This window comes from Streptomyces sp. NPDC085900 (genome assembly GCF_044540925.1).
Lineage (GTDB): Bacteria > Actinomycetota > Actinomycetes > Streptomycetales > Streptomycetaceae > Streptomyces > Streptomyces gilvifuscus.
Map to the genome: position 1 here is coordinate 41,473 of NZ_JBITSP010000011.1, position 15,151 is coordinate 56,623.

The 15,151-nt window shown below is 66.8% G+C and carries 13 protein-coding genes and 1 pseudogene; 12 read left to right on the forward strand and 2 right to left on the reverse strand.

The genetic code is table 11. The features are described from left to right. Window positions 1-8: 8 nt before the first annotated feature. The 6 genes and pseudogenes from ACIGDI_RS32015 (at window position 9) to ACIGDI_RS32040 (ending at window position 7,483) form a co-directional block, all read left to right on the forward strand. Window positions 9-926: an NTP transferase domain-containing protein gene (locus ACIGDI_RS32015; RefSeq protein WP_399903933.1), complete on the forward strand. Its 918-nt coding sequence runs from the start codon at window positions 9-11 to the stop codon at window positions 924-926. After that, window positions 923-2,293, forward strand: a complete 1,371-nt coding sequence (locus ACIGDI_RS32020) for a molybdopterin molybdotransferase MoeA (protein ID WP_399903936.1) — start codon at window positions 923-925, stop codon at window positions 2,291-2,293. Before ACIGDI_RS32015 ends, ACIGDI_RS32020 begins: the two co-directional genes overlap by 4 nt. Then, window positions 2,290-2,700 (forward strand): annotated as a pseudogene (locus tag ACIGDI_RS32025) (potassium channel family protein); the annotation flags it as partial. The gene ACIGDI_RS32020 and the pseudogene ACIGDI_RS32025, both read left to right, overlap by 4 nt. Before the next feature lie 421 nt (window positions 2,701-3,121). After that, a complete protein-coding gene (locus ACIGDI_RS32030) occupies window positions 3,122-5,659 on the forward strand; it encodes a tetratricopeptide repeat protein (protein ID WP_399903938.1) in 2,538 nt (845 codons plus the stop codon). A gap of 138 nt (window positions 5,660-5,797) precedes the next feature. After that, window positions 5,798-6,301, forward strand: coding sequence for a hypothetical protein (locus ACIGDI_RS32035; RefSeq protein ID WP_399903941.1), 504 nt, complete (start codon window positions 5,798-5,800; stop codon window positions 6,299-6,301). Window positions 6,302-6,568: 267 nt separating this feature from the next. Continuing rightward, window positions 6,569-7,483, forward strand: coding sequence for an aminoglycoside phosphotransferase family protein (locus ACIGDI_RS32040; protein WP_399903943.1), 915 nt, complete (start codon window positions 6,569-6,571; stop codon window positions 7,481-7,483). 3 nt (window positions 7,484-7,486) lie between these two features. Here ACIGDI_RS32040 and ACIGDI_RS32045 read toward each other — a convergent pair whose 3' ends face one another. Next, on the reverse strand, window positions 7,487-8,863 hold the full coding sequence (locus tag ACIGDI_RS32045; protein WP_399903946.1) for a sporulation protein: 1,377 nt from the start codon (window positions 8,861-8,863) through the stop codon (window positions 7,487-7,489). A 207-nt stretch (window positions 8,864-9,070) separates the two neighbouring features. On the opposite strand from ACIGDI_RS32045, the gene ACIGDI_RS32050 reads away from it, so the two are divergent. Continuing rightward, window positions 9,071-9,625, forward strand: a complete 555-nt coding sequence (locus ACIGDI_RS32050) for an ATP-binding protein (protein WP_399903948.1) — start codon at window positions 9,071-9,073, stop codon at window positions 9,623-9,625. Window positions 9,626-9,947: 322 nt separating this feature from the next. Further along, window positions 9,948-10,244 (forward strand): hypothetical protein, encoded by a 297-nt coding sequence (locus tag ACIGDI_RS32055; RefSeq protein WP_399903950.1) that lies wholly within the window; start codon window positions 9,948-9,950, stop codon window positions 10,242-10,244. Window positions 10,245-10,651: 407 nt separating this feature from the next. On the opposite strand, the gene ACIGDI_RS32060 is transcribed toward ACIGDI_RS32055, so the two are convergent. After that, window positions 10,652-11,431, reverse strand: a complete 780-nt coding sequence (locus ACIGDI_RS32060; RefSeq protein ID WP_399903952.1) for a GntR family transcriptional regulator — start codon at window positions 11,429-11,431, stop codon at window positions 10,652-10,654. A gap of 168 nt (window positions 11,432-11,599) precedes the next feature. On the opposite strand from ACIGDI_RS32060, the gene ACIGDI_RS32065 reads away from it, so the two are divergent. The 4 genes from ACIGDI_RS32065 (at window position 11,600) to ACIGDI_RS32080 (ending at window position 15,109) form a co-directional block, all read left to right on the forward strand. Beyond that, complete coding sequence (locus ACIGDI_RS32065) at window positions 11,600-11,947, forward strand: hypothetical protein (protein WP_399903955.1); 348 nt, start codon at window positions 11,600-11,602, stop codon at window positions 11,945-11,947. Then, the gene (locus ACIGDI_RS32070) at window positions 11,947-13,248 is read left to right on the forward strand and encodes an FtsK/SpoIIIE domain-containing protein (protein WP_399904549.1); all 1,302 of its coding nucleotides are present in this window, start codon (window positions 11,947-11,949) and stop codon (window positions 13,246-13,248) included. The genes ACIGDI_RS32065 and ACIGDI_RS32070 overlap by 1 nt, the downstream gene beginning before the upstream one ends. After that, window positions 13,245-13,442, forward strand: coding sequence for a hypothetical protein (locus tag ACIGDI_RS32075; RefSeq protein ID WP_399903958.1), 198 nt, complete (start codon window positions 13,245-13,247; stop codon window positions 13,440-13,442). The genes ACIGDI_RS32070 and ACIGDI_RS32075 overlap by 4 nt, the downstream gene beginning before the upstream one ends. Window positions 13,443-13,747: 305 nt before the next feature. Further along, the gene (locus ACIGDI_RS32080; protein ID WP_399904552.1) at window positions 13,748-15,109 is read left to right on the forward strand and encodes a replication initiator; all 1,362 of its coding nucleotides are present in this window, start codon (window positions 13,748-13,750) and stop codon (window positions 15,107-15,109) included. Window positions 15,110-15,151 lie beyond the last annotated feature (42 nt).

The following is a 15,151-nucleotide window of genomic DNA, read 5'->3' on the forward strand; positions in this document are numbered from 1 at the left end:
CTCATGAGGTGACCTCGTACGAGCGCTCGGACGCCCTCGGCACGGCCTACGACGCCGTCGTGCTCGCCGGGGGCGCCGCGCGGCGGCTCGGCGGCGCCGACAAGCCCGGTGTGCAGGTCGGCGGGCGCGCGCTGCTCGACCGGGTGCTCACCGCCTGCGCCGACGCGCGCACGACCGTCGTCGTGGCCGACCCCCGCCCCACCCCGCGGCCCGTGCTGTGGGCCCGCGAGGACCCGCCCGGCGGAGGCCCGCTCGCCGCGCTCGACGCCGGCCTGCGCCACACCACCGCCGAACAGGTCGTCGTCCTCTCCGCCGACCTGCCCTTCCTCGGCGCGCCGACGGTACGGCGGCTGCTCTCGGCGCTGCGCGCGGGCACCGCCGACGGCGCCCTCCTCACCGACGCCGACGGCCGCGACCAACCCCTCGTGGCCGCCTACCGCAGGCCCGCGCTGCACCGCGGACTGTCCGGTCTCACCGAGGAGCACACCGGCCTCACCGGCCTTCCCCTCCGCCGGCTGACCGCCGGCCTCGACCTCACCCGCGTCCCCGACCCCGTCGCGTCCTTCGACTGCGACACCTGGGACGACATCGCCACCGCCAGGGCACGCATCAGGGAGCATGGGCACGTGTTGGATGAATGGATTTCCGCAGCCAAGGACGAGCTGGGCATCGACCTCGACGTCGACACCGCCGCCCTGCTCGACCTCGCCCGCGACGCCGCCCACGGCGTGGCCAGGCCCGCGGCACCGCTGACCACCTTCCTCGTCGGCTACGCGGCCGGACGGGCCGGGGGCGGCCCCGAAGCCGTCGCCGAGGCGACCCGCAAGGCCGCCGCCCTCGCCCTGCGCTGGGCCGACGAGGCCGCCGACGCCGAGGCCGACGCCGCCCCGGACGCCACGCCCGACAGCCGACCGGACGCCGGATGACCGCCCGCTCCGCCCGGACCGGCGAGGACGCCGAGGACCTCGACGTCGAGGAGGTGCTGGCGCTCGTGAACGAGCACAACGGCCCCGGCGGCCATGTGCCCTCGCCCGCCGCGCAGCACACCCACCCGGCCGGCCCCGGCACACCGGACGCCCAGCACCGGGCCACCCCGTGGCCCGAGGCCCGCGCGATCGCCGCCCGGGCGACCCGCTCCGGCACGCGCGCCGCACGCCGCGACCCGGTCTCCGTCCCCCTCGACGCGGCTCTCGGCCTCACCCTCGCCGCCCCGCTCGACGCCCTCACCGACCTGCCCTCCTTCGACACCTCGGCCATGGACGGCTGGGCGGTCGCCGGCCCCGGCCCCTGGGACGTACGGGACGAGGGAGTGCTGGCCGGGCAGGGCGAACCGCAGCCGCTCACCGACGGCGAGGCCGTCCGTATCGCCACCGGCGCCCGGATCCCCCCGGACACCACCGCCGTACTGCGCACCGAGCACGGCCGCACCGACGCCCAGGGCCGTCTCCACGCCCTCCGCGACATGCACCACGGCCAGGACATCCGCCCGCGCGGCCAGGAGTGCCGTTCCGGCGACCAGCTCCTTCCCGCCGGCACCGTCGTCACCCCGGCCGTCCTCGGCCTCGCCGCGGCCGCCGGCTACGACACCCTCGCCGCCGTCCCCCGCCCCCGCGTCGAAGTCCTCGTTCTCGGCGACGAGTTGCTGACCGAGGGCCGCCCCCGCGACGGCCTGATCAGGGACGCCCTCGGCCCGATGCTCCCGCCCTGGCTGCGGGCGCTCGGCGCGGAGGTCACCGCCGTACGCAGGCTCGGCGACGACGCCAAGGCGCTGCACAAGGCCGTCACCGGCTCCACCGCCGACCTGATCGTCACCACCGGCGGCACCGCGGCCGGCCCGGTCGACCACGTCCACCCCATCCTCGAACGCGTCGGCGCCGAACTCCTCGTGGACGGCGTCAAGGTGCGCCCCGGCCACCCCATGCTGCTGGCCCGCGTCGGCGACGGCCGGCATCTCGTCGGCCTCCCCGGCAACCCGCTGGCCGCCGTCTCCGGCCTGCTCACGCTCGCCGAGCCCCTGCTGCGTACCCTCGCGGCCCGGCCCGCCCCCGAGGCGTACACGCTGCCGCTGCGGGACGAGGCCCACGGGCACCCGTACGACACCCGGCTCATCCCCGTCGTCCTGCGCGGCGACCGGGCCGTGCCGCTGCACTACAACGGTCCGGCCATGCTGCGCGGCATCGCGGCGGCCGACGCCCTCGCCGTCGTACCGCCCGGCGGTGCCCGTGCGGGTGAGGAGCTCGAACTCCTCGACCTGCCCTGGGCGTCCGCCGGAATCGGGGTGTGTTTCACGTGAAACTTCCGGGCCATGACGCGATCACCCGCCAGGCGGACGAACATCTCGTGACCCATCGGGTGAAGCTCCCGCGGAAGGTGGTCGAACGGCCGATCCGGCAGGTCGCCAAGCGGCTGTCGCTGGCACTGCTCGTCCTGGTCGCGACCGCCTTCATCGTCTACGCCGACCACGACGGCTACAACGACAACTCCGACGGCTCGGTCGACCTGCTCGACGCCTTCTACTACGCGACCGTCACCCTCTCCACCACCGGGTACGGCGACATCACCCCGGTCAGCGACGCCGCCCGGCTCACCAACATCTTCGTCATCACGCCCCTGCGCGTGCTCTTCCTGATCATCCTGGTCGGCACCACCCTCGAGGTCCTCACCGAACGGACCCGGGAGGAATGGCGTCTGAACCGCTGGAGTCAACGGTTTGCCAGATGTACCACAAACTCCCTCACCTGATCGCCAGAGGCGGCGCATGCTGACCAGTGATCAACCGGCCTTGAGGCCCCTTCGACTGCCGGGTGCGTCCCCAACACGACACGGCCACAGCTGAGCAACACCGGCAAGACGCTGCTGCCACTAACAGGGCTGCCCATGACTGCCTGGGGCCAAGCCCCTTCGCCCTACAGCGACGAAAGTCTTGGAGTGGTGCCGTTGGCGAGTTGTCCCACGGTGCGCCTGTCTTCGCCGTGGTCCTTCGGAGGGAGTTTCCTTGGCAGAGCCTGTCAAGTGCGCCTAATCCGGCGTAGCCTTAGAGACGGGGGCAGGTTCACTTAACTGAAGCCGGAACACCCAACTAGTCCTACTCGTGTCCGATGGCTATCGAGGTGAGCGAATCGTGATCAAAGCATTTTTCTCGTACTCGACGAAGGATGAGAAATTTGTCAGCGAAGTTGTTTCGAAGGTGGGGCGCCCGTTTGTTCATATCGATAAGCACAGTTTCGCCTCAGGAAACGACATCCTATCCTCCATCGATATCGCCATCAGGGAGTCAGGTCTATTTGTGCTATTCCTGACTCGAAATTCTTTAAATTCTAATTGGGTGCGCCACGAGCTAGATGAAGCCAGATTGCACAGCGCTCTTGGTAGAATCAAGAAAACTCTCGTTGTGCTGATGGATCAAACGATCAGTAGGGACGAGATTCCCGACTGGTTGAACCGGGCTAAATCAATTACCTCCACGTCCTCCTCTCCAGTGGCTCGGAAGATCAGTAGCCTCGTAGACGACCTTGTGCGTGAGAATCAGAACTCCTTCTTCGTTGGAAGAGGGCGAGAAATCGCGGAACTGCAACGGGCTTTTGTTCCCTTCGAGTCGACGGAATTGCCCCAAGTTGTCTGCGTGTCTGGACTGCTGGGGATCGGGCGTAAGACTGTACTCTCCAACGTTGCTCGCACATCCTTGAATTTTGAACGCCTAATCCCTGTTCAAGTTGAGCCTGGTGACACCATCCAGACAATTGCAGCGAAGGTCTCGGCACGGATCGAATCTGTAGGCACACCGGAAGATTCTATTTCCATTGTCAGGAAGGTTGAACAATACACCGACAGTGATGCTTTGAGGCTTATTCTCGACGCCTTCCTGACAATGACTACTCAGTATCGCGAGATGCCGGTTCTCTACGACGAAGGTGGACTGCTGGACAATGACGGACGAATCTCCGAGGCTATCCTGCCGATTCTCACCTCGTTGAAGGATTATGCCGATTTGACGATGGCGCTGATGACGAATCGCCGCCCGGAACGCAGATCGTTGTTGGAATACGATCTGAGTCTGCCTGTCGTCGATGTCCGTCAATTGACCGATTCAGACGTTAACCAACTGATCGCCCTCGTGTCGCGAGCTTGGGGACTCAAAACTAAAGCTGATGCTGCTCGTAAGATCACCGCTGCGGTGCGTGGTTATCCCCCCTCTGTCACGTACGCGATGGAACTCGTACGATCGTATGGACCAGATGTCGCGGTCGGACAGAATGCCCTACTGAGTGAGTTTGGGGCTCGGCCTTTTGTTAAGTACTTGCGTAACAGCTCCATAAGTGAGTTGGAGCGGAAGATCCTGCGTATCATCTCCGCCAACAGCCCACTGCCACTTCCAATCTTGCAAACGGTGGTAGGAACGAGTGAACAAGAGATCGGCGAGGCGCTTATGCGCCTCATCGATGTCTCATTGATCGTACCTAGCGATGCAGGGTGGTATGAAATTTCAGGACCCGTTGCTGTAGCTGTCCAGCGGGAATACAGGTCGTGCACTCCAGTTGAATACGCAGCGGTGGCTGAAGCGCTCGACGATTTCCTTAAGGTGTCAGTCGACGGAAGCGACTATCTGGCATTGCAGCGAGTCCTCTTCCGAGCTCTCAACCTCGCCGGCCGTGAAAAATCGAGGCGGGCTCATTCGTTCACCGCCGACTATGTGCGCCTGGCGGAGCGCTTTTACCACGAAAATCGGGACTATGAGAGCGCGCGCAATGCGGCCCAGACTGTTATTGAGTCCCGTCCGAACTTGCATTCTGTGCGCATCCTATTGACGCAATCGATGATCAAGCTGGGCGACTACGAGTCTGCGGAGACCCAAATTGGCCAATTTAAGCGGATGGCGCAGTTCGCGGATGCCTTCTATCTCGGCGGGTTCTTGGAGAGGCACCGGGGGAATCACAGGAAAGCGGTCCAGTACTACGAAAAATCATTGAGCTTCGGCAGAGGGGGTGTTGCGGTACACCGCGATATGGCTGACTGCTATCTGCAATTGAAGAATCTCGACCGCGCGGAGGAACACATCGCGGTGGCGCAAGCCAAGCAACCGGATAATAAATTCATCATTGACCTCCGTATCAGGATCGCCTGTATGCGTCGTGATGAAGTTAAGGCTCGCGAGCTACTAGGCTTGCTGTACGAGGTAGATGAACCGGTATTCTGGAATCATCGAGCCTCTCGCGTCGAATACGCCTTTGGTAATCCGGAAGAGGCTTACGAGAAGGCTAAAAGCGCCTGTAATTCTGCCGATCGCCCTTCGTTCGAAATCCTCGCCAATTTTGTGCGCTGTGCCATCGGGACGAATCGAACGAGCGAAGCGATAGAGGTTCTTGATCGTCTCGACCAGCATTACCGTCTACAGAAGCCCGACGTTCGCCTGGGGCTGCGGGCCCGCCTGTCCATCACGCAAGGAAATTTCGACGAGGCGCTTGATTATATTGCAAAAATTTCCCAACCAGGTCTTCCAGTGCATCTCATGCTGAAGCGAGATGCTATTCGCGGAATTCTCGACAATCGGGCCCTATCTCACGGCGAGAGAGCCGAACTGCAGGAATCCCTCAAGGAGATTGAGATTAAGATCGAGAGGGAAACGCAGGGAGCCTATCTAGAGGACGATATGGACTTCTGAGCATGGTGTTGGTTGTCTATGCGAGTCAATCTTTTTGCTGATCGCGTGGATCGGTTGTCGGACCCATCTATCGGTTGTCGGACCCATCTACTGAAATTGGAAGGTGTCGGGATGGTGCGGACCCCTAAGAGTGTCGATGTGAAGATTAACCTGCATGTACTTGAAATATCGGGTACCTGGGAGCCGAACGATGTTGAGCGGCGTGCAGCCTGGGAACTGTATGTGGAATTGGTTACCCGGGTCTCGGTGGTCCCATTGCGGGCCGAAGAGGGCCTACTGCGGGAGGCGATGGACAGCCTCTATTCCTTGTTCGCGACGACACGTGATGTGTTGCGAAGGCACGGTCCTGAAGTGGCGGAACCTAAACGCAATGGGCAGTACAACTTTGGCTACCTTGCGGTAGCGATGCTTAACTTTGGCATCCGACCGTTGCTCGCTAGCTGGCATCCGGCCCTGGAAAACTGGGAGAGTCAGCGGCCTGACGACCGATCCCGCCGCGACCATGAACGTTCCTGGCCGGAGGCTGATGACCTGCGCGCGGCGCTGCAGGACACACGCCGCATTCTCGCGGCCTATGCCGATCTGCTCGCCAGTGCGTGTGGGGTTCCCAACCTCCTGGAAGCAGTTCCGAGCTTTGACTAGGACATCGGCTGCCTGCCCCACATTGCCACAACTGAGCATCGGTGGCGGGAATCCGCTTCCGCTCCTTTTCACGAATTCGATTTTTTCGGCACGAGGTAGGGGATGACTGGATAGCGCTGGCGCGTTGCACTTGCTTGTTCTACTGCGCCCCCTCGCTCGTGTGGGTGTCTCCTCGGTACGGTCGTGGGCGTGTCTGGCGTACGTTGGGTTGGTCACCCGTGGGCGTGCGCTGGTTGATCGCGCGCGACTAGGGGAGCTGGTACGGGCATGGCGGTTGACGCTGCTCGATCGGAAGAGGGGTTCACGTCGGCGGGGGCTGCGCGGGTGATGGCTGCCGCGTGCCGGGCTGCGGGGCTCGATGACAGAGGCGCGGAGTTGATCCGGCTCGGGGAGAACGCGCTGTTTCGGCTGGCGTCCGTGCCGGTGATCGTGCGTGTGGCGCGGGGGGAAGAGTGGCTGCCTACCGCCCGCACTGAGGTGGCCGTCTCACGGTGGCTGGCAGGGGAAGGGTTCCCGGCCGCTCGGATCGTCGAGGAGCTGGAACAGCCGTTCTTGATCGATGGCCACCCCGTGACGTTCTGGCACCTGATCGTCGAGGGGGATCGTAAGGCGACGTATGGGGAGTTGGGCGGCGTCCTGCGGGAGCTGCACTCGCTGACCGTGCCGGAGAGACTCGTACTCCCGTCGTTCGCCCCGTTTGACAAGCAACAGCTACGGCTCGACCGGGCCGTGATCCCCGAAGCCGACAAGGTCTTTCTACGGAAGCGGTGGCGGGAACTGCAGGACAAATACGCCGAGTTGAAGTTCGAGACTCCCAAGGGGCCGGTGCACGGAGACGCTCACGTGCAGAATCTCATGGTGGACGATCAGGGGCGCGTCATCCTGATCGACTTCGAGGCCTTCTGCTACGACCATCCTGAGTGGGATCTGATGGTCACGGCCGTGGAGCATCACAGCCTTGGGTGGCAGACCGACGAGCAGTATGCCGACTTCGTGGCCGCGTACGGGCGGGACCTGTACGACTGGCACGGGTACGAGACGCTGCGGGGCATCCAGGAGTTCGGCATGACGACCTGGCTCATGCAGAACGTACGGGAGGACGCGGAAACGGCGGCCGAGTACCGCCGGCGCATAGCCGGTCTGCGCAACGATGATGGGCCTCGGGACTGGCGGCCCTGGTAGGGGTTAGTCGTCGTCCTCGTCGAGGCGGGTGAGTGCGGCGTGGACCTTCTCGTTGAAGTCGGCCACGGTGGGGTTGGTGGCGTGCACGCTGACCTCGGTCTGGAAGTCGGTGATGTAGCGCTGGAAGCGGGTGGACTGGAGGGAGTCGCCGCCGTCGACTGCGAGGCTCGCGGTGGTGACGGCGGCTTCCAACTCGCCGTTCAGGAGCTGGCTTTGGGCGAGCACCATGCGGCAGAAGCCCAGGGTGCGGGCGTATTTCGGGTCGGTGCTGTCGACGGCGCGCTGGGCCTGGTCGACGGCTTCTCGGCGCATCTTGAGGTCGCGGAAGCAGTGGCAGAGTTCTCCCATGAGTTCCGCTTCGTCGAAGTAGCCCAGCCATGCCGGGTCTTCGCCTGCGTCTGCGTGTCCGAAGTGGCGTTCTGCTTCCTTCATGGCGCGGGCTGCTGCGATGCCGTCGCCCGCATTGGACAGGGCGCGGGCCTCCATCGCTGAGTTCAACGCCATGGCGCGTGGGGTGGCTCGGCCCTTGGCGCCCTCGACGGCGGCGCGGGCCAGCTGGATGGCCTGGGCGTGGTTGCTGAGGTAGTTGGCCTGGTGGCTGAGGTTGCCCAGGATGCGGGCGCCGAACATGCGGTCGTCGATGACCTGGGACAAGCGCAGCGTCGAGGTCAGGTAGCGGTGGGCAAGCTTGTGGTTGCCGACGTCGTACGCGGTCCATGCGAGCAACTGGGAGATCTCGGCGGCGGCGCCGAAGAGCGCGGTGCCTACCTTCTCGCTGTAGCTGGCGTCCAGCAGGGGCAGTACGTCTTCGCGGAAGTAGTGGCGCAGCGCCTTGTGGCCATGGCCTCCGCCGTACTTGAAGTCGAGCTGCATGAACAAGCCTGCGGCTTCCCTGACCGCGCGGACGTCGCGCATGCCCACTCGCCGGGGCGTCGGCCTGTCTGCCTGGATGCCGTCCGGGCGGCCGATCATCCAGGACAGTACGGCGGAGTTGAGGTCGCCATCCGCGACGATCAGTTGCTCTGACGCGGGGGCGTCGGCCTGCTGGTGGGTGAGTCCGTCCAGCAGGGACAGGACGTCGGGCACGGTGCCCGGGTAGCCGACCGGTTCGGGCGTCGACGACGTGGTGTGGTGGAAGAATCCGAGATCGCCGGGGGCGACGTGGCGCCCGAGTTTGGCGGACAGGACGTCGGCCATGAGCGCTGCTGTCTCCGGCTTGATTCCTGCGCCGTCGCGCCAGCGCTTCACGGCGATGTGCGTCGTGCCCAGGTCGATACCGCGTTGGGCGGCCTCGTCCGTCATCCGTTTCGCAAGGCCCTTGTTGGAGACCTTCGCTTCGTCCATGACGGCGATTAACGGCGCGTTCGGCTCTCGGCTCATGCTCCCCTGCCAACCCGAGAATGACGGCGAGTGTTCATCCTGTCACAGGAGTATCGCGTTGGGGGGTTCATTGGTGAACCCCCTTTGCGTTTGCCGGTGTTCACGTGAACCCCCTGGTGAACACTCCCGGCCTGGCTTCCCGCGCCGTTCACTGGTCTGCACAGATTGACGGGCTACAGGGCCCGTCAGTGTTCGGGAGGGAACGCGGTGGAGGCACAGCAGAGCAAACACGCAGCGAACACCCCGACCGTGTGCGCATCGCGTCGCTCGATCCACGACCCGGCGAACGGGCACTTCCGTTCTCTGACGGTCTATGCCGAGTCGCCGGACTGTGCCAAAGCCGCGCGGGACATGGTCAGCTCCTATCTCCAGACGTGGGGGCTGGCGCACGCGGTTGATGCCGCGCAACTCGTGGTGTCGGAGCTGGTCGGCAACGTCGTGCATCACGCGCTGCCTGACGATCGCCTGGCCCAGCCGGGTGCCGGGCGGCGTATCGACGTGACCTTGATGACGTGGCCTGAGGTGCTGGTGCTCGGGGTCTCGGATGAGGACTCGACACCCCCTGATCTTCCGCCGGGTGACTTCGTTTCTCCCGAACTGGCAGGCGGCTTCATCGAGGCGCTGCTGCCGGATCGGGGACGGGGGCTGCTCATCGCTCAACGGCTGGCCGAGTCGGTGTGGTGGTCGCCGGGGACGAGGGGCGGCAAGACCGTCTGGTGCCGCTTCGATCTTGATCAGTTGAGGGCCGATCACCTGGCCTGACAGCAAGACGCCGGGCCGCTGCTGCGTGTTTCACTCCTCCGCGATCAGGAGTGGGCGGCGGCCCGGAACCGGCCGGAGTCTGACCGCTCCGGCCAAGGGGCGCGGCTCCCTCAGCTGTCCGGGGGCTCCCCTCCCGGTGGGGCCGCGCTTCATAACCCGATAAGGGCCGGACCACCCACTGCCCTGGTAAGCGAACGGGTGGTCCGGCTGGGAACGCGACGGTTCCCGGTGCCTGATGGTACCGGGGCCGTCGCGCTGCGTTTCGCCCCGGGTCCAAGGAAGTTGACGATCCGTTACCTAGATCAGGGCAGAGGTGGACAGGGTGACTGGCTCCGGTGAGGACTGGTTGAACGATGGCCTCGACGTGGCAGGCGTGGACTCCGGCCTGTGGGTGTCGGGCATCGACTACATCGCCGGGTGGCGTGATGCGCGCGAGGCTGCCGACCGGCTGAACAGGGCGCTGCTGGGCGCGGGCTTTGAACTGTCGACCGTGCGTGCCGTCGCCTCGACGGGGGAGGACGGGCGTGGGGTGGTCCGGTTGGCGGGCTGGCCCGATGCGGTCCGGCGGCTTGCTGAGGTACTGGACGCGCGCGTGGATGGCGGGGATGGTGCAGCGTGAGGCGTCTTTTCGCTGGTGAGCGGTGCGGGTGGGCACGTCGCCGGCCGGAGAGACTTTGGGCGGGAGCTGCCCTGGGGCGAGTGAACAGGGGGCCTTACGCTCGCCAGCGGATCGGGCAGTCCTTGGAGCTGCCCGCGATAGCCCGATCGGCCCCCTGTTCTTCGAGGCTCGCCCCAGGGTGGCTGCCTAAAGTCTCGGCGGCCGTCGACCCCCAGCCCACCACGCCCCGGCCCGCGGCGGCCGGTCGTCGCCTCGACTCCTTGGGCGTGCTGCGGTGTGGGGCGTCGGGCGTCCGGACGGGATCGGCGGTCACGCCGCATGCCCGGCCGGGGCGGCCGGGCGCCCCGGCGCGCCGCAGGCGCGCCCTTGAGGAAGTGAAGGCTGTTTCGACCGATCGCCGTCCGCACTCAGGCGCGGGTGCGTCGGGTGGGCTGTTTGTCGGCGGTGATCCGGTAGGCGGCTTCGGCACGGTCCGCCCCGACGCGGAGTTCTTCGAGGAACAGCGGGCGGCCGTCGGTGTCGTGCGTGACCCGGGCAAGGTGCAGGACCGGGGTCGCGTCCGGGAGCTTCAGCGCGGTCCGCTCGTCCGGCAGGGGCATGCGGGCGCGCACGGTCTCGGACCAGGTCAGCTTGTGGCCGTCCTCGGTGAGCAGACGGTAGATCGCTGCCGGGCGCTTGCACGGCTCCTCCGCAAGGATCGGGATACCGTCCGCGACCTCAAGAGGGATCAGCGTCCGGTGCATCGCACGGGTGCCCGTGCTCGGGTCGATCAGCAGCCGGTCACAGCCGAACAAGGCTTCTTCTTCTCCAAGTTGGAGGAGTCGGCTCGTCTCCGTCGTGGTGTGGGTGCGGTAGGCGGCCGGTTCCTCGGCCTCTTGCCAGAGGTCGCCGCCTGGCATGACGAACTTGCCCTCGGTGGTGCGGCTGATGCGGCGCTCGATGGTCAGCACTGGCTGTCCGCTGGAGCGCACGAAACTGCCCTTGCCGTGCCGGACGTCGATGAGACCTTCCGCGCGCAGGGCTGCGATGGCGTTGCGGACGGTGGGGCGGGAGACGTCGTAGCGGGCCATGAGCTGGGTTTCGGACGGCAACAGGGAGTCGGGTGCGAACTCGCCCGCGAGGATCGCTTCGCGGATGGCGGCGGCCACCTGCTGGTAGAGGGCTCCGGGGCGCTGGATCTCCGACATGGCGGCATCTCCGACGGGTTGAGGTCGTAGGCACGTCGCACGCGCGACATCACTCGTCAGCATAAGTAGTTGCACCCTCGCCGTACAGCACTTCATAGTTGTAACTCGTAAGGACAAGTGACGTCAGTATCAGAGCTGGCGTCCTGACTGGCCAGGGAGGCCAACGAAATGCAGTCCATACCCGTGGACACGGCGCGGCTGGGCGTACTGCGGTGCGCCAACGCGCCTGAAGTGAAGTTCTCCAACTCTGAGACACAGGAGGTGAAGAAGGACCGGGACGGCAACCCGGTCTACACCGTGGCCGTCACCGTGCGGCCGGACGGGCGGCGCATCTCCGTGATCGAGATCGCCGTCAGCGGCCAGCCCAAGGGCCTGGAAGCGGGCCAGGTCGTCAAGGTCAGCGGACTGACGGCGTTCGTCTGGACGATGGGCGACCGCAACGGCGTCAGCTTCCGCGCCGACACCATCACCCCCGCGCACGGAACTCCCGTGCAGGGCAAGGGCGGTGACGCGTGATGGGACCGATCCTGCTCGCCCTCGCCCTGGCGGTCCTGGCCTGGGTGCTCGTCGTCGGTGACCTCGTGCGCCGGCATCGCCCGGTCTGGCACTGGTACCTCGTCGGCTACCCGCTCACCGTCTGCCGGGTGCTGGCGACCTGGCGCAAGGTGGCCCTGCTCAACGACCTTGCGGTCTCGCGTCGTCCGCCGCGCGGACTGCTCGGGGATCTGGTGGTCAAGGGTGACCCGCTGCGGCCGATCACTCCCCGGATGTCGTTCCCGCGTGTCACCCGCATGGGGCTGAGGGTGATGGTGCGGCTGCACGCGGGCCAGACCCCGGCGACGTACATGAAGGCGGCTGATGCGCTGGTGCACGCGTGGAAGGTGCACGCGGTCCGGGTCACCTCGCCGGAACGCGGGCTCGTACTGCTGACCGCGACCGCCACCGATCCGCTTCAGCGGCCTGGGTTAGCCATGGCTCCGGCCGAACTCCTCTGCGCGCTCATCGGCGTCCTGGAGTCGGGCGGGGCCTGGGTGATGAACCTGCGGCTCGTGCCGCACTGGCTGATCGCCGGGGCCACCCGGTCGGGCAAGTCGACGCTGCTGGCCCGGCTGATCACCCAGCTCGCTCCGCAGTCGGTCGCCCTGGTCGGAATCGACTGCAAGGGCGGCATGGAACTCGGCCTGTTCGCCGGACGGCTGAGCGCGCTGGCCACGTGCAGGCGTGAAGCGGTCGCCGTGCTCTCCGCCCTGGCGGTCGACATGCAGGACCGGATGAGCGCGTGCCGGGCGGCCGGTGTCCGCTCGATCTGGGAGCTGCCCGAGAAACTGCGGCCGGTACCGGTCGTCGTGATCGTCGACGAGATCGCCGAACTGTACCTCTCGGACGGCACCCGCGAGAGCAAGGCGGAAGCGGAGCAGTGCTCGACGCTCCTGCTGCGGCTGGCTCAGCTCGGGGCGGCGCTCGGCCTGCACCTGGTCGTCGCCGGACAGCGGGTCGGCTCCGACCTCGGCCCCGGCGTCACCGCGCTGCGGGCGCAGCTCGGCGGCCGGATCTGCCACCGCGTCAACGACCCCGGCACGGCAGAGATGACCCTGGGCGACCTGAACAAGGACGCCGTTGCCGTCGCCCAGTCGATCACGGCGGAGGAACGCGGGGTTGCCGTGTGCACCGGGCCGGACGGCGGCTGGAGCCGTGCCCGCTCCCACCTCACCCCGACCGAGGAAGCCGTGTCGACGGCCCGCAAGCACGCAGCGATGACCCCGGATCTGCCCGCCATCACCCGCGCCCTCGCGGTGCTGGAAGGAGAGAGCAAGTGATCAGCGAAGGAACGGCGTTCACGTTCGCGGTGATCTTCGGGATTATCACCGTCCTCCTCGTCCGCTCGCGCGACGTGCGCGCCTGGGAAGCGGTCTGTGTCAGCCTCTTCGGCGTCTACCTCGGCCAGACGCCCGTGGTCTTCACCATCCACGGCCTCGTCACGTGGCTGATCACCGGCTTCTCCCACCACTGAGCAGAAAGGACGCACCCGCCATGCCCATGCCTCGCGTGAGGTGCCCGAACTGCAAGGGCGACGGAGCACGTAGGACCTGGACCGGACGGCTGCGGCGCTGCCGCGTCTGCCGGGGCACCGGAACCATCCGCTGACCAACAACCCCACCGACCGGACCACCGAGAGGACAACCCCATGGACACCGGCGCACCACCACCCACCCACCGTGCCGCTTCGGCGGCCCACCCCGGAAGGTCACCACCATCACCCCGCAGTCCGAGACCACCTCGGCTGACCGGCGCGCCGCCCTCGACCGCGCGGCGCGCCTGCGTCAGCTCCCCGAAACCGACCGCGACGCCATCCGCATCGCCCAAGACCCCGACTTCCCCCGCTGGCTGGAGCAGATCCACGCGACCGGCGGCTGCGCCCACCCCATTCACCTCTCCGGCTCCACCACCACCCTGGACGGCACAACCGGCGAGATCCTGAGCCACTACGACACCCGCCACGAGCCCGGCGAACGCCTCCTCGTCCGCTGCCGCAACCGCCGCGCCACCATCTGCCCGGCCTGCTCCCGCCTCCACGCCGGAGACACTTTCCACCTCGTCCGCGCGGGCCTGCTCGGAGGCAAGAACGTCCCCGCCGCCGTCCGCCACCGACCCCGGCTCTTCGTCACCCTCACCGCCCCGTCCTTCGGCACGGTCCACAGGGCTGTGGAAAAGTGCCGCCCCCGACGCGACGGCGGCGTCTGCGAACACGGCCGCTCCCTCGGCTGCAGCGCCATCCACGCCCCGGACGCCGCAATCGTCGGCCAGCCGCTCTGCCCCGACTGCTACGACTACACCGCCCACGTGCTGTGGCACGCACACGCCTCCAAGCTGTGGGACCGGTTCGTCATCGACGTACGGCGACGCCTGGCCTCCTCGGTCGGCCTCGTACAGTCCCACTTCGCCCGACACGCCCGGCTTTCCTTCGCCCGCGTCGCTGAGTACCAGCAGCGCGCGGCCGTCCACGTCCATGCCGTCGTCCGCCTCGACGGACCGGACGGCCCCGACGACGAACCCCCGGCCTGGGGCACGGCGGAACTGCTCACCGCTGCGGTGCGCGCCTCCGCCCTGAGGGTGCTGGTCCACACTCCCTACAGCCCGGCCGTGGGTGAGCTGGCCTTGCGCTGGGGCGCCCAGGTTGACGTCCGGCCTCTGCACGCCGACGCGGACGGGCTCGACGATGACGCCGTGGCCGCCTACGTGGCCAAGTACGTCACCAAGGGAGCCAGCGAGACAGGCGCCGGCCTCGACCACCCGCCCACCACCTGGGCGGACATCGAGTCGACCCCCGTCAGCGCACACGTCCGCACCCTCATGCGCACCTGCTGGCGCCTCGGCGGCCTCCCCGAGTACGAACCCCTCCGCCTCCGCGCCTGGACCCACACCCTCGGCTACCGGGGCCACATCCTCACCAAGTCCCGCGCCTACTCCACTACCTACGCAGCACTCCGCGCCGAACGCGCCCAGCACATGGGCCACGCCGACATGCCCGACACGGTCACCGAACGGCAGTGGCGCTACGTCGGCTCCGGCCACACCCCCGGCGCGGCGCTCATCGCCGCTGGCATCGCAGATGACATCGCGCGCAATCGGGAGGTCGCCGCCGACGAATGGGAGGGCCATGAGGGGAGGTCCGTTTGAGACTTCCCCTGGAAGGTGACGACGACTGGGCATGGGCCCGAG

Coding starts and splice junctions, on each gene's coding strand:
- ACIGDI_RS32060 (WP_399903952.1), bottom strand. CDS start 11,431: ATGTCGGAGATCCAGCGCCCCGGAGCCCTCTACCAGCAGGTGGCCGCC.
- ACIGDI_RS32065 (WP_399903955.1), top strand. CDS start 11,600: ATGCAGTCCATACCCGTGGACACGGCGCGGCTGGGCGTACTGCGGTGC.
- ACIGDI_RS32070 (WP_399904549.1), top strand. CDS start 11,947: ATGGGACCGATCCTGCTCGCCCTCGCCCTGGCGGTCCTGGCCTGGGTG.
- ACIGDI_RS32045 (WP_399903946.1), bottom strand. CDS start 8,863: ATGAGCCGAGAGCCGAACGCGCCGTTAATCGCCGTCATGGACGAAGCG.
- ACIGDI_RS32040 (WP_399903943.1), top strand. CDS start 6,569: ATGGCGGTTGACGCTGCTCGATCGGAAGAGGGGTTCACGTCGGCGGGG.
- ACIGDI_RS32020 (WP_399903936.1), top strand. CDS start 923: ATGACCGCCCGCTCCGCCCGGACCGGCGAGGACGCCGAGGACCTCGAC.